10 protein-coding genes are annotated in these 14,386 nt (G+C 72.2%); 5 read left to right on the top strand and 5 right to left on the bottom strand.

Annotation, left to right across the window (positions count from 1 at the left end; all coding sequences use genetic code 11):
- Window positions 1-9: 9 nt before the first annotated feature.
- From HUO13_RS23875 to HUO13_RS23865, 3 genes are all read right to left on the bottom strand, one after another.
- The gene (locus HUO13_RS23875; RefSeq protein ID WP_211897308.1) at window positions 10-522 is read right to left on the bottom strand and encodes a mycothiol transferase; all 513 of its coding nucleotides are present in this window, start codon (window positions 520-522) and stop codon (window positions 10-12) included.
- A 41-nt stretch (window positions 523-563) separates the two neighbouring features.
- Window positions 564-950, bottom strand: a complete 387-nt coding sequence (locus tag HUO13_RS23870; RefSeq protein WP_211897307.1) for a YybH family protein — start codon at window positions 948-950, stop codon at window positions 564-566.
- Window positions 951-1,019: 69 nt separating this feature from the next.
- Window positions 1,020-2,783, bottom strand: a complete 1,764-nt coding sequence (locus HUO13_RS23865) for a phytoene desaturase family protein (RefSeq protein WP_211897306.1) — start codon at window positions 2,781-2,783, stop codon at window positions 1,020-1,022.
- 280 nt (window positions 2,784-3,063) lie between these two features.
- On the opposite strand from HUO13_RS23865, the gene HUO13_RS23860 reads away from it, so the two are divergent.
- On the top strand, window positions 3,064-3,345 hold the full coding sequence (locus HUO13_RS23860; protein WP_249123991.1) for a hypothetical protein: 282 nt from the start codon (window positions 3,064-3,066) through the stop codon (window positions 3,343-3,345).
- Between the two features lie 4 nt (window positions 3,346-3,349).
- On the opposite strand, the gene HUO13_RS23855 is transcribed toward HUO13_RS23860, so the two are convergent.
- Window positions 3,350-3,955, bottom strand: a complete 606-nt coding sequence (locus HUO13_RS23855; RefSeq protein WP_211897305.1) for a copper resistance CopC family protein — start codon at window positions 3,953-3,955, stop codon at window positions 3,350-3,352.
- A gap of 162 nt (window positions 3,956-4,117) precedes the next feature.
- Here HUO13_RS23855 and HUO13_RS23850 point away from each other — a divergent pair, with 162 nt between their 5' ends.
- Window positions 4,118-6,064, top strand: coding sequence for a bifunctional copper resistance protein CopD/cytochrome c oxidase assembly protein (locus tag HUO13_RS23850; protein WP_249123990.1), 1,947 nt, complete (start codon window positions 4,118-4,120; stop codon window positions 6,062-6,064).
- Window positions 6,065-6,180: 116 nt separating this feature from the next.
- Window positions 6,181-6,870, top strand: coding sequence for a DUF305 domain-containing protein (locus tag HUO13_RS23845; RefSeq protein WP_211897304.1), 690 nt, complete (start codon window positions 6,181-6,183; stop codon window positions 6,868-6,870).
- Window positions 6,871-6,959: 89 nt separating this feature from the next.
- Here HUO13_RS23845 and sbnA read toward each other — a convergent pair whose 3' ends face one another.
- Window positions 6,960-7,946 (bottom strand): 2,3-diaminopropionate biosynthesis protein SbnA, encoded by a 987-nt coding sequence (gene sbnA, locus HUO13_RS23840; RefSeq protein WP_211897303.1) that lies wholly within the window; start codon window positions 7,944-7,946, stop codon window positions 6,960-6,962.
- A 517-nt stretch (window positions 7,947-8,463) separates the two neighbouring features.
- Here sbnA and HUO13_RS23835 point away from each other — a divergent pair.
- Together HUO13_RS23835 and HUO13_RS23830 are read left to right on the top strand one after the other, a co-directional pair.
- Window positions 8,464-10,983, top strand: a complete 2,520-nt coding sequence (locus tag HUO13_RS23835) for a Pls/PosA family non-ribosomal peptide synthetase (RefSeq protein WP_211897302.1) — start codon at window positions 8,464-8,466, stop codon at window positions 10,981-10,983.
- Between the two features lie 144 nt (window positions 10,984-11,127).
- Window positions 11,128-14,379, top strand: coding sequence for a non-ribosomal peptide synthetase (locus HUO13_RS23830; RefSeq protein WP_211897301.1), 3,252 nt, complete (start codon window positions 11,128-11,130; stop codon window positions 14,377-14,379).
- The last annotated feature ends 7 nt before the right edge of the window (window positions 14,380-14,386 follow it).

Below are 14,386 nucleotides of genomic sequence, written 5' to 3'. Positions count from 1 at the left end.
CCCGGCGGGTCAGCTCTGCCGTTCGAGGACACCGCGGATGTAGGCGGCCTGCCCGGCGTGCTCCAGGTCGTCGGCGATCACGCTCACCAGCCGGACGCCGAGCGTGACCGGCGGGTCCCACGCCGAGTCCACCACCCGGTCGAGATCGGCGTCGGTGAGGCCCCCGACGTAGCGGGTCGTGCGGTTGTGCACCGCGTCGAGGTAGCCGGTGAGCAGCTTGCCGGAGGAGACCTCGGTCGCCGCCACGTCCTGCGCGCTGTGGCCGTAGCCGGTGTCGAACGCCTCGAACGGCAGCGCGAACCGGCTCATCCAGTCCTGCTCGGTCCAGATCTGCTCGGCGTGGGCGACCTCGGAGACGTGGTCGTCCTGTACCCGGGTCAGGTGCCACACCAGCCACGCGATGGAGTTCGCCGCGGGCTCCACGCGGAAGGCGAGCTGGTTGGGGGTGAGTCCCTCGACCGTGCCCCGGACGGACTCGCGGATCCGGGCGAAGGCATCGGTGAGGAGGTCGGCGCTGGTCATCCGGCGGGCTCCTTGTTCGTCAGGGTGGGGTGCCGGTCGGCTCAGGGTTCGGCGGCGCTGTAGCGCTGGCCCGGCAGGAAGGGCCACTCCTCGAAGGCGCGGCAGCGGCCGTCCGGGGCGAACTCGATGATCCAGAGGTCGCGGTACTCCTGCCGGACCGGTTCTCCGTACTGGACCTCGAGTCGCACGACCGCGGTGTCACCGTCGACGGCGACCAGCCCGCTCGTCATCTGGAACGTCTCGTCGGGGCCCTCGCGTTCGGCCTCCCACATGCGCGAGATGGCGGGCAGCCCCAGCACCGGTTCCTTGTACGGCGACTGCTGGTAGCTCGCGTCGGGGGTGAACAACTCGGAGAGGCCGTCGGTGCCCGGGGCCCGCCACGCCCTCTCGTAGGCGGTGACCCACGCGCGTACTCGCTCCCGGTCCATCGTCTGGAGAGTGTGGCACGCGCCGGTCCGTCGTGCAGGGCCCGCGGACCGGACCGGCAACCGCCTGTCCTAGTTGGACAGTGTGTCTGCGCGGGCAGCCGGTCCCGACGCGGGACGCAGGTTGCGGGACGCCTTGAGCGCGTCCCGGTCCTCGTCGCGCGGGCCGAGCAGGGCCGGGTCGGCGAACACCCGTCCGCCGCGGACCTCGGCGAGGAGGTTCCTGCCGAGCACGGCTCCCGCGGCGATGACCCCGCTCGTGGTTGCGCCCACGACGCCGGGGCCCGAACGGGTGCCGGCACCGGTGAGGTACAGGCCGCGGACCGGGGTCGTCGCGCGCGGGCGGTGCAGGCCGAACTGGCCGGTGGACACCTCCAGTCCCAGGCACGACCCGCCGGTGGCCAGCGTGTAGCGCTCCTGCGTGACCGGAGTCGCCGCCTCTTCCCAGACGATGTGCTCGCGCAGGTCGGGCAGCACCTGGGTCGCCATCCGCACCATGTCCTGGCTGATGCGCTCCTTCACGGCGCGGTAGCCGGCGTTGCGCCGGTAGCGCTCGCCCGCGGCGGGCCCGGTGCTCAGGTGCCAGAACGAGTGGTGCGCGGGCACGAAGGCCATGAGCTGCAGCGTGCTGTGGCCGGGCGGGGCCAGGTGCGGGGAGTGCGGGTCCTTGACGGTGGCGGAGCTGATGAACAGCCCGCCGACCGGCGTGGGCGTGCCGGCACGGCCCGGGTGGACGCCGCGGTAGAACGAGCCCGGTTCGGTGTCCTGGTGGAGCCAGTAGTTGGTGTTGGGCATCCGGGTCGCGAGGTCGTGGTCCAGTCCCAGGTAGACGATGAAGAAAGGCGGTGCCATGCGGTAGGAACCGACTTTGCGCAGAGTGCGCGCGGGGAGGTGCTCCGAGCCGACGAGTTCCAGGTAGGTGCGCGGGATGGCGGCGTTGGAGACGACCACCGGTGCGCTCAGGACCTCGCCGCTGCGCAGTCGCACACCTGTGACGGCACCGCCGGAGACGAGGATCCGGTCGGCCCGGACGCCGGTGCGCACCTGGCCGCCGTGGGCGGTGATGACGTCGATGAGGTTGGCGGCCAGCACCTGACCGCCTCCTCTGGGGAAGTAGGTGCCCGACTTGAGGAAGTGGTGCAGCAGGGCGGCGTGCATCGCGGCGGGCACCACGTCCGGCGGTGCCCCGTAGTCGCCGGACTGGCCGCAGATCACCGCACGCGCGGCGGGCGTGAGCCCGCACGAGTCGAGGAGCTCCGACAACGGCCGAGCCGACCAGTGGACGGCCGTCGGACAACGCAGGACGAAAGCCGCCGCTTGAGCCCGGGTTTCGGGCATGCCCGCCCGTTCGCACTCCAGCGCAACCCGCCGCAGCACCCGGATGCACTCGCGCAAACCCCGCTCCTCGCCGGGAAAAGCCTCGACCAGCGCATCGAGGTAGCGGTCCCAGCCCCGGGGCACGCGGAAGGTCAGGCCGGGGAAGACCAGCGTGTCGAAGCCGTCGGGGTCCATCGGCAGGAACTCGACCCGGCCCTCGAGTCCGACGCCGCGCAGGATGGTGGGGATCGTCCCGTCCGGCCCGCAGTCACCGACGTAGTGCACGCCCACGTCGAACTCGAAGCCTCTGCGCCGGAACACGTGGGAGAACCCGCCCGCGACGCTCCACTGCTCCAGCACGAGGGTGCGCAGCCCGTTGGTGGCGAGGTACGCGGCTGCGGTGAGCCCACCGAGACCCGCGCCGACCACGACGGCGTCCCAGTCCCGAGCGTCCCAGTCCTGCTTGTCGCGGCCCTGTTCGTCCCAGTCCCGCGACATCCGATCCTGCGATGGCGGCATCGGAGCCTCCCGTCGGTCGACCACCGGCCCTGCGCGACGGCCAGGACGATCACAACACGGTCCGCCACCGGTCGCCACGCGTCGATCACTCGGGGTGGGTGGTCTCGTTCAGGTGGATTTGCCGCCAGGACCGCGGAAACCGCGTTCCGGTCCGTTGCGTCAAAGCGCTCACCCGGGTGATCGGGAGACGCGATACTGACGCCGCGGAAGTCGATTCCGGCGCCGCTCGGCGCGCGTCGCCGCGCGACGGCTCGGTGTCCGGTCCCTCGGAGGTGGATCCGTGATCATCTGGTACGGCTGGGGCATCCTCGTGCTCCCGCTGATGGGCCTGGGCGTCGGGGTCGGCGCCGTGCTCGGTCAGCTGTTCGGCGGCTCGCTGCTCGCCCAGGACATCGGCCTGGTGATCGGGTTCCTGGTCGGCGGCGCCGTCGTGCGGGTCGTGGGCAAAGCGCTCAACCGCGACCACGACCACCACCGCTTCTTCGGAGTGCCGATGCAGCACTGCGCCTGGGCGGGGGTCGCCCTGGCGTTGGCCGGCGTGGCGATCATCGTCTTCCGCTGAGCCGTCAGCGCTGGCGCCCCAGGTACCGGACGGCCGCCGCGGCGACGGCCACCAGGACGACGGCGACCGCGCCGCCACCGGCCCACCACAGCGCCGCGCTGCCGTCTTCGGCCGCGGGCTGCGGCGTGTCGGCCGGCGGTGGCTGGTTCGCCGGAGCCGGCGCCGACGTCGGCATCGGCGTCGGCGTCGTGTTCGGCAGCGGAGCGTCGAGGGTGAAGGTGATGGCGCCGGTGACCGGGTGGCCGTCGGCGGACACGATGCGGTAGGCCAGCGCGTAGCGGCCGTTGTCCAGGTGCGGAAGCGGTTGTGTCAGCGTGGTGTCCCGCGCGGTCGGTGGCGGCAGCGGGAGCTGCCTGCCGTCGGCACCCGTCAGCGTCACCGTGACCAGGTTCGGGTCGATCGGGTCGCTCAGGCGCAGCCACGCCTCGGCGGGGGCCTGCTGGAGCGTGGCGCCGTCGGCGGGCGAGCTTTCCAGGAGCGCGGTGTGCGCGGCGGCGGGCAGCGGAAGCAAGACCATCAGGCCGAGAGCGGAAAACGCCCACAGCAGCGCCGTGCGCGGCAGGGCCGAAAGTCCCCTGCGGCCGTGTTCCTGGCGAGTGCGCGGGCCCATACCGGCTCCCATCCGCGGGGCGGCCCGGTGGGCGCCGTCGCCCCGCTGCGTGCATAGTAGGTCCGCGTCCCGGTTGCGGCATTCTCCTGTCAGGACAACGCGAATCCGATCCCTCGACTCGTGGTTCGCCGGAGGCGGTGGGCAATGCCACCAGGCGGGAACATGGCTTCGAAGCCGTCACCCGAGGACCGCGGGGCGTCCGGGCCGCGCCCGTCCCGCCGCGCTGAACCCGCCGGTCCGGGAGCACCCGCACTCGTCCTCGCCGTGTTGGTGGCGATCGGCGCGGGCCTGGCCGCGTTGCTGGCCGCCGGGTTGGTCGCGGTCTCCTCCGAGCAGCAGGCCGGGCTGGGACTGCCCGAGGCCGGTGCGCCGACGCGCTACGGCCTGCCGGTGGTGAAGGTTTTCGCGGACGTCGCCGCGGCGCTGTGCATCGGATTCCTCTGGTCCGCCGGGTTCGCCACCGCGTGGGGCTACGGCCGCGCGCTCGGCGCGGACGGGCGCGCGGCGGTGCGGGCCGCCGGGTGGGCGGCGGTGGTGTGGTTCGCCGGTGCCGCCACGATGGCACCCCTGCTCGCCGCCGACGCGGTGGGGCGCCCGCCGGGCGAGCTGGTTCGCACGGGTGTGCTCGTCGGTCTCGTGGGCACGCTCGAGCAGTCCCGGGCGTGGGCCGCCACGGCGGTGGTCGCGTTGGTGGTCGCTGCGGGGTGCTGGACGGCCCGCTCGTGGGGGCGCACCGCCTGGCTGCTCGTGCTGGCGATGGGCGGGCTGCTGCCGATCGGGGTGACGGGCCATTCGGCGAGCAGCGGTGCGCACGACATCGCCACCGCGAGCCTGCTCCAGCACCTGCTCGCGGCGTCGCTCTGGGTGGGCGGGCTCGTCGCGCTGCTGACCCACGCGGCACGGCGCGGCGGGCACCTCGCGGCGGCCACACGCCGGTTCTCCGGTCTGGCGCTGGTGTGCTGGGTCGCGCTCGCCGGGACCGGAGCGGTCAACGCGCTGACCAGACTGCCCGCGACCGAGCTGTTGAGCACCGCCTACGGGCTGCTGGTGCTGGCCAAGACCGCCGCGCTGCTGGTGCTCGGCCTCATCGGGTACCTCCAGCGCAGACGTGTGGTGGCCGCGGTGGCGGGCGGCCGCCCGGCCGCGCTGTTGCGGCTCGGGGCGGTGGAGGTGCTGCTGATGCTGTGCACGGTCGGCATCGCGGTCTCGCTCGGCCGCACGGCTCCGCCCGCCCTCGGTGGCGAGACCACGCGGGAGGAACTGTTCCTCGGTTTCGTCGTGGGCGGACCGCCCACCCCGTTGCGGTTCGCCGTCGACTGGCGCGTCGACCTGGTCTGCGCGGTGCTCGCCCTGGCGATGGCCGTCGCCTACGGCCGGGGCGTCCGCCGCGTGCGTGCCGTCGGCGGGCGGTGGCCGAAGGGCAGAACCGCTGCCTTCGCGTGCGGGTGCGGTGTCCTCCTGCTGACGACGTCGTCGGGCTTCGCCCGCTACCTGCCATCGGTGCCGAGCGCGCTGGCCGGTGGACTGCTGCTGCTCGCCGTCGTGGCACCGGCGCTGCTGGCGCTCGGCTGCCCCGTGCGACTGCTGGAGCGGACGACGATCCCGGGCGGAGCCCTTCCCGGGCCCCGGGAGTGGGGGCGGGCCGTCTGGCGAACGCGCACGGCGCGGTTTCTCACCGAGCCCCTGGTCGCCGCGGTGGTGCTGGTGCTGGGTTTCTTCGGCCTGTACTTCTCCGGAGTCCTGGAGGCGGGCCTGTACGAGTACTGGTTGCAGCCCGTCGCGCGTGTGGGGTTCCTGTGCGCGGGCTGGCTGTTCTACTGGTCCGTGCTGGGAGTCGACCCGGTGCCGTCCGAAGCCACGGCGGGCTCGCGGGTCGCGGCGGCCTTCGTGGCGGGCGGGGGTCTGGCCGCCTTCGGCGTGTCGCTGACGCGGACCGCGACGCCGATCGGAGAGCAGTTCTACCGCGGTCTGGAACTGCCGTGGATGCCCGACGTGCTCGTCAGCCAGCACACCGGTGGCGTGCTCGCGGTGGGCGCCGCGGGCGTGCTCCTCGCGATGTCGGCGACCGTTCTGTTGCACGGCGGCGAGGAGCGTGGCGGCGCACGCTGACCGGCTCCACACGCGTGGCGGCCCCGCACTCCGCGTGGTACCACGGTCAGCGGGCCTCGGAGCGGGCGGAGCCGCTCCCACCACAGGTGCCAACAGCCGGGGGAAGTGGTGTGGTCATGTCGGCGCGCGGTCCCGCGCTGCGGTCGGTCCTCGTGCTCGCCCTGTGCGTCTCGGCGGGACTGCTGGTCGCCGCCGGGGCGCTCCTGCTCGCCACCCCGGACCGTGAGGAGGACCCGCGACCCGGCCCGGTCGACATCGGTTTCTCGCAGGACATGAGCGCCCACCACGCGCAGGCCGCCGAGATGGCGGGCCTGGCGCGCGAGCGGAGCGCGGACCCGGCGGTCCGGGCGCTGGCGGTCGAGATCGAGACCTCCGAACTGGAGCAGGCCGGACGGATGCGGGGCTGGCTGCAGCTCTGGAACCAGCCGGAGACCCCGCCCGGCGGGCACCACATGGCGTGGATGGATCCACAGGGCGGGCACGCCGCTCACGGCCAGGCCCCGGAGTCGTCGCCCCACGGCGGGACACCGGGAGCGCCCGGGCTGATGCCGGGAATGGCCTCCCCAGCGGAGGTGGACAGGCTGCGGGCCGCCACGGGCGCCGAGTTCGACACCTTCTTCCTTCAGCTCATGGTCCGCCACCACCAGAGCGGCCTGCCAATGCTGCGGGAAGCGGTGGACCGGGCCGCCACGCCCCAGGTCCGCGAGCTCGCACAGCACATGATCCAGCAGCAGGGCCAGGAAATCGCGACCATGGCGCAACTCCTCCAGGACCGCGGAGCCGAGCAACTGCCCACACCGAACTGACCCACGACGCGGAAACGCCGCCCCGGCGGGGGCGGCGTTTCCTGGGTGCGTCGGCTGCTGTGCTGTTGTCGGCTGTCCGGCCCGGACGGTCAGGCCGCGTGCGAACCGACGCCCACCACCTCCTCGTCGAGGATGTCGTCGCCGTAGAGGTCCTGCAGCCAGTTGGTCTGGTACACGGTGTCCAGGTAGCGCTCGCCCAGGTCCGGGGCGATGGCCACCGTGGTCAGGTCGCGGCCGTCCTGCTCGTCCAGCCACCGCGTCGCTCCGCTGACGACCGTGCCGGTGGAGCCGCCGAACATGAAGCCGCTCCTGGCCAGCCGGTGGCAGGCGCGGACGGTGTCGGGCTCCTCGACGCGCACCACGTCGTCGACGTAGCTCTCGTCCAGCATCGGCGGGCGGACGTTGGTGCCCAGGCCGGGGATCATCCGGCGGCCGGGAGGGCCGCCGAAGGTCACCGAGCCGACGGCGTCGACGGCCACGATCCGCACCGACGGATGCCACTCGCGGAAGTAGCGGGCGCAGCCCATCAGCGTCCCGGTCGTGCCCGCCCCGACGAACAGGACGTCCAGGTTCGGGAACTCGCGGGCGATGGCGGGCGCGGTCGTGCGGTAGTGCGACCGCCAGTTGGCCGGGTTGCTGTACTGGTTGAGCCACACGTACTTCTCGTCGGAGGCGCACAGCGCGCGGACGTAGTTGATGCGCGCCGCCAGGTAGCCGCCGGTGGCGTCCGGTTCGGAGACGATGTGGACCTGGCTGCCCAGGGCCTCCATCATCCGCCGGGTCGCCAGGTTGCAGCGGGGATCGGTCACGCACACGAAGCGGTATCCCCTGCTCGCCGCGATCATGCTCAGCGCGACGCCCAGGTTGCCGGAGGAGGACTCGACCAGGACCGACCCCGGCTTGAGGGTGCCCTCCCGCTCCGCGGCCTCCACCATCTCGGTCGCGGCCTTCAGCTTGATCGAGCCGGCGAAGTTGAAGCCCTCGCACTTCAGGAAGATGCTGTGCCCGAAGGTCGCCCGGAGGTCGACGTAGAGCTGCTCCTCGTTGAAGTCCGTGGGACCGGAGATGACTGGCATGGCGACTCCTCGTTCTCGACTACGCACCCGGCCGCTCCGTCCGAGGCGGTGCGGCGTCATACGAGAAGAGTCCGCATTCGGGCATTTCGGATCGATGGTGTGTTCCCCCGTGCGCCCGGAGCCGACCCCCGGATCCCGAGCGGGTCTGACCCACCCCCCGGCGGGGGACAGCCCTACCCGCGTGCGCCCGCGTCGCGCGCGAACGTCCACATGCGGCAGCGGTGTCCGGTGCCGAGCCCTGCCTGAAGAGGCGTCCGCGGTCGGCCGAAGTGGACCTTCACTCCTCGGGACGATGGAGCCATTTCCGCGGGTAGCCCTATCGGACGAGGGTGCTGTCCCTACTCCGGTCCGGGGGCGCGCACCCGTTGACTGTGGGGGCTGCCCGATGGTTCGCGGAGCTGCCCGGAGCGCACGCTTCTAGGCGTTGGTGAGACCGCCAGGACCGGCGGCCCGACGACCACGACCAGCGCCGGAGACCGGCGATCCCCACCGCACCGCGACCGCGAGGACCTGCCTGATGAGCCCAGCGAGCCAGACCGCCCGGACAGCCGAGACGACCGAACCCTCGACCACCCGGGAAGGCCCGGCAGGCACCGCGGGCAGGCTCGCCGAGGTGCTGGCCGAGGTGGTGGGCGTCGAGCACGTCTCGCCCGAGAGCCACTTCTTCGACGACCTGGGCGCGGATTCGATGGTGATGGCCCGCTTCTGCGCCCGGGTCCGCAAGCGCGACGACCTGCCGTCGGTGTCGATGAAGGACGTCTACGGGCATTCCACCATCGCGGGCCTGACCGCCGCGCTGGTGGACGAGGAGCCCGAGCGTGCCGAGCCCGCGGCGCCCGCGCCGGTCGAGGTCGCCGAGCCGGTCGGCACGGTGCAGTACCTGTTCTGCGGTGCCGTGCAGCTCCTGACGTTCCTGGCCTACACCTACCTCGCCGCGTTCGTCATGGCCCACGGCTACGAATGGATCTCCGAGGGCACCACGATGCTCGACATCTACCTGCGCTCGCTGCTGTTCGGCTCCGCCGGCTTCGCCGCCATGTGCTGTCTGCCGATCGTGGCCAAGTGGCTGCTGGTGGGCCGCTGGAAGCAGCAGCGGATCCGCATCTGGAGCCCCGCCTACATCCGGTTCTGGATCGCCAAGACGCTGATCAGGTCCAACCCGATCGTGCTGTTCGCCGGTTCGCCGCTGTACGTGCTCTACCTGCGGGCGCTGGGCGCCCGGATCGGCCGGGGCGTGACGATCCTGTCCCGCCACGTGCCCGTGTGCACCGACCTGATCGCCATCGGTGAGGGCACGGTCGTGCGCAAGGACGCCTACCTGCTGGGCTACCGGGCGCACGCCGGGCTGATCCAGACCGGACCGGTCACCCTGGGCGACGAGGTCTTCGTCGGCGAGGAGGCCGTGCTGGACATCGAGACCTCGGTGGGCGACCGCGGCCACCTCGGCCGCGCCTCCGCGCTGCACTCCGGGCAGAACGTGCCCGCGGGCGAGCGCTGGCACGGCTCTCCGGCGCGACCGACCGACGTGGTCCTGCCCGAGGTCGAACCCGTCGCCTGCGGCACGCTGCGCCGGTTCGTCTACTCCGCCGTGCAGCTGAGCATCCTGCTGGCGGTGTTCCTGCCGCTGTTCGTGGGCGGCTTGGTCATGCTGCTGCTGGAGGTCCCGAAGCTGCGGGCGCTGCTGGAGCCGGGGCCGCTGGCCTTCTCGAACTGGGTGTTCTACGCCGACGCCCTGGCCGCATCGGTGCTGCTGTTCTTCGGCGCGCTGGGTTTCGGCCTGCTGTTCGTCTACTCGGTGCCGCGGCTGCTGAACCTGGCCGTCAAGCCGGACCGGACCTACCGGCTCTACGGTTTCCACTACTGGGCCCAGCGGGTGATCACGCGGATGACCAACGTCCGGTTCTTCACCCACCTGTTCGGCGACAGCTCCTACATCGTGCACTACCTGCGCTACCTCGGCTACGACCTCTCGCACGTCGAGCAGACCGGGTCGAACTTCGGGATGGCGGTCAAGCACGACAACCCGTACCTGAGCGCGGTCGGCCGGGGAACGATGGTCGCCGACGGGCTCTCGATCATCAACGCCGAGTACTCCAGCACGTCGTTCCGGCTGTCCAGCACGGAGATCGGGCCGCACAACTTCCTGGGCAACCACATCGTCTACCCGCCGCAGGGCAAGACCGGTGACGACTGCCTGCTGGCGACCAAGGTCTTGGTCCCGGTCGACGGGACGGTCCGCGAGGGGGTCGGGCTGCTGGGCTCGCCGAGCATGGAGATCCCGCGCACCGTCCAGCGCGACAACAGCTTCGCGCACATGGAGACCGGTGAGGAGTTCGACCGCCGTCTGAAGGCGAAGAACAAGCACAACATCGTCACCATGGCGCTGTGCCTGCTGGTGCGGTGGTTCAACTTCTTCGCCGTGGCGGTGTTCGCCTCGACGGCCGCGGAGCTGTATCACTCGCTTGGCTCGTGGGCGATCGCACTGGCCACCACGCTCATCTTCCTGTTCAGCACCGCCTACTACGTGGTCGTCGAACGCCTCGTGGTCGCGTTCCTGCCGCTGCGCCCGATGTTCTGCTCCATCTACGACAAGCGGTTCTGGCGGCACGAACGCTTCTGGAAGGTCCCGCAGATCACCCACCTGCCGTTCTTCAACGGCACTCCGTTCAAGGTCCTGCTGTGGCGGCTGATGGGCGTGCGGATCGGCAAGCGGGTCTTCGACGACGGCTGCGACCTGTCCGAGCGGACCCTGGTGACCATCGGCGACGACTGCTCGCTCAACCCGGGCAGCAAGATCCAGTGCCACTCGCAGGAGGACGGCACGTTCAAGATGGACCGCATCGCGCTGGGCACCGGCTGCACCGTCGGCGTCAACACGCTCGTGCACTACGGCACGACCATGGGCGACGGTTCGGTGATCGGTGCCGACTCCTTCCTGATGAAGGGCGAGGAAGTCCCGCGCCACCGGAGCTGGGCGGGCAACCCGGCCACGGAGGTTCGAAGTGACCAGCCGATTCCGGTGCAGCGCCGCGCCTGAGCGCCGCCCCGCCGAGCGGGCAGAAGGCCGGGGCCACCGCGACCGGCACGCGCGACCGGGCGAGCGACGTCCGGACTCGCCGGGAAACCAGCAGAAAACAGCACCGAGCACCGCGGCAGCGGTGCGTGGAAGGAAGAAGACGCGATGGGAACGCTAACCGAGGCCGGCCGCGAGTTCTGGCGCGGCGTGCTCGCCGCGGGCGGTGCCACCACCGTCCCGCGGTGGACCCTCCACCCCGCCGCCGGGACCGCCGAGCACGGGGTGCCGGTCCCCGAGGGCCTCGCGGCCTCGGCGCTGCGGCTGGCCGAAGAGCTCGGCGTGCCGCTCAGCGCGGTGCTGCTGACCGCGCACGCCGAGGTGCTCGCCGCGCTCACCGGCGAGCGCGAGGTCACGACCGGCTACGTCGCCGAGGGGAGCGCGAACCCGTTGCCCTGCCGCCTGGTCGTCGCAGGCGGCTCCTGGCGGGATCTCGCGCTGGCGAACCGGCAGGTGGAGTCCGACGTCGTGTCCAACAAGGACTTCCCGCTCGACGAGCTCAGGCGTGAGCTGGGCCTGGGCGAGGCGCCGTTCGAGACCGCGTTCGACCCGGCCGGCGACGGCGAACTCAGCGGCGCAACCGTGCTGCGGGTGGGGATCGAGCGGCACGGCGACCGGCTCGCGATGCGCCTGCGGTACCGGACCGACGTCCTCGACGCCGACTGCGCCGCCAGGATCGCCGGCTACCACCTCACCGCCCTCACGCACCTCACCGCGGAGCCCGGCGCCGAGCCGGGCAAGCGGAGCCTGCTGTCCGCCGACGAGCTGCGCTACCAGGCCGAAGGACTCGCCGGACCGCACCGGGATCTGCCGGACCAGCGGATGCACGAGCTGTTCGAGCAGCGCGTGCAGCTGCACCCGGGCGCGGTCGCGGCCGTGCACGGGGAGCGCAGCTGGACCTACCGGGAGCTCAACGCCCGCGCCAACCGGCTGGCGCGTGCCCTGCTGGTGCGCGGTCTGGAGCCCGAAGGCGTCGTCGCGGTGGCCACCGAGCGCGACCTCGACTGGCTGGCCTCGGTGCTCGCGGTCTTCAAGGCCGGCGGCGCCTACCTGCCGATCGAGCCGCACTTCCCGGCCGACCGCATCGCGACCACCCTCTCCCGCGCCGAGTGCCGCATCGTGCTGACCGAACGCGGCAGCACCACCACGCTGGACCACGCCCTCGAGTCGCTGCCCGGGGTCCAGGCGCTGCTGGTCGACGACGCCTACGCCGAGGACCACGCCGAAGGCGACCTCGGCACCGAGGTCACCGCCGGCCAGCTCGCCTACATCTACTTCACCTCCGGCTCGACCGGGCAGCCCAAGGGCGCGATGTGCGAGCACGCGGGTATGCTCAACCACCTGCTGGCCAAGGTCGACGACCTGGGGATCGGCGAGGGCCGGGCCGTCGCCCAGATCGCCCCGCAGTGCTTCGACATCTCGCTGTGGCAACTGGTCTCGGCGCTGGTGGTCGGCGGCCGGACGCTGCTGGTCGAGCAGGACGTGATCCTCGACGTCGAGCGGTTCGTGGACCGGATCGCCGAGGGCCGGGTCGCGGTGCTCCAGGTCGTGCCGTCCTACCTGGAGGTCGTGCTGTCCTACCTGGAGAACCACCCGCGCGAGCTGCCGGACCTGCGGTGCGTGTCGGTCACCGGCGAGGCGCTGAAGAAGGAGCTCGCCGAACGCTGGTTCGCCACCATGCCGGGGATCCGGCTGGTCAACGCCTACGGGCTGACCGAGACCTGCGACGACACCAACCACGAGGTCATGGACCGGGTGCCGGAGGGCGAACGGGTGCCGCTGGGGCCCGCCATCCCCAACGTGCACGTCTACGTCGTCGACGAGAACCTCGATCCGGTGCCGCTGGGAGCGCCCGGCGAGATCGTCTTCTCCGGCGTCTGCGTCGGACGCGGCTACGTCAACGACCCCGAGCGGACCAGGCAGGCGTTCCTGGCCGACCCGCACCGGCCGGGGCAGCGGCTCTACCGCAGCGGCGACCACGGGCGCTGGCTGCCGGAGGGCAAGCTCGAGTTCCTCGGCCGCCGGGACAGCCAGGTCAAGATCCGCGGGTTCCGCATCGAGATCGGCGAGATCGAGAACAGGCTGCTGCGGGTGCCCGGGGTGCGCGACGGCGCCGTGGTCGTCGCCGAACGCGCCGATCTCAGCAAGCACCTGGCGGCGTTCTACTCCGCGCCGGGCGAGCTCGACGCCGGGATGCTGCGCGACACCCTCGCCGAGTCGTTGCCCGAGTACATGGTTCCGCCGGTGTTCCACTGGAGGGAGAGCCTGCCGCTGACCGCCAACGGCAAGGTCGACAAGAAGGCGCTCAAGGCACTGGCCGAGGAGCTGGAAGTCGTCGAGGAGGACTACCGCGCGCCGAGCACGCCGACCGAGCAACGGCTGGCCGCGGCCTGGGCGAAGGTGCTCGGGGTCCCAGCGGACCAGATCGGCAGGCAGGACCACTTCTTCGACCGCGGCGGCACCTCGCTGTCGGCGGTCAAGCTGGCCATCGCGCTGGACCGGGCCGTCTCGCTCAAGGAGATCACCGCCAACCCGGTGCTGGGCGACCTGGCCGCGCTGGTCGACGGCAGGGCGCGGCAGCGCGGCGGCCTGCTGCACCAGCTGTCCGAACCGGACGGCGGAGGCTCGGGCGCGCTGGTGTGCTTCCCCTACGCCGGGGGCAACGCGGTGAACTTCCAGCCGCTGGCCAGGGCGCTGCGCGGCAGCGGCCTGGAGGTCCACGCGGTCGAGCTGCCCGGCCACGACCTGGCCGCCGAAGCGGAACCGTTCGCCTCGCTGGACCAGGTCGTCGACCAGGTGGCCGACGAGATCACCCGGCGCGGCCTGACCAGGATCATGCTCTGGGGGCACTCGTCGGGCACGGCGTTCGCCCTGGAGACCGCACGCAGGCTGCGGGATCGTGGCGCCGACGTCCAGCGGGTGTTCCTCGCCGCGCAACTGCCGGGCCGGGCCGCCGACCGCAGGGTCGCCGTCGCGGAGCTGACCGCGCGCCGCGACGCCGAGATCGCCGCCGACCTCCGCGCGGACACCGGTTACACCGAGCTCGGCGAGCTCGACGCCGAGCGCGCCGCGCACGTCGGTGCCGCCTACCGCCACGACTGCGTGTCGGCGCACCGCTACTTCGCCGACGCGCTGGAGCACCCACCGCAGGTGCGGCTGTCGGCACCGGTCACCGCGGTGCTGGCCGTCGACGACCCGAGCACGGGCGGCTCCGCCCACCGCCACCACGACTGGGGCCTGCTGGCCGAAAACGTCGATGTGCGGGAGCTCGCCGACGGCGGGCACCACTTCCTGCGGACCCGCCCGGCCGAGGCGGCGCGGATCGTGCTGCGCGCCGCCGAACTGTTCGCATCCCCCTGAGCGGCAA

Origin of the sequence: Saccharopolyspora erythraea (genome assembly GCF_018141105.1) — a bacterium.
GTDB lineage: Bacteria > Actinomycetota > Actinomycetes > Mycobacteriales > Pseudonocardiaceae > Saccharopolyspora_D > Saccharopolyspora_D erythraea_A.
This window is presented reverse-complemented; position numbering and strand designations above follow the sequence as displayed.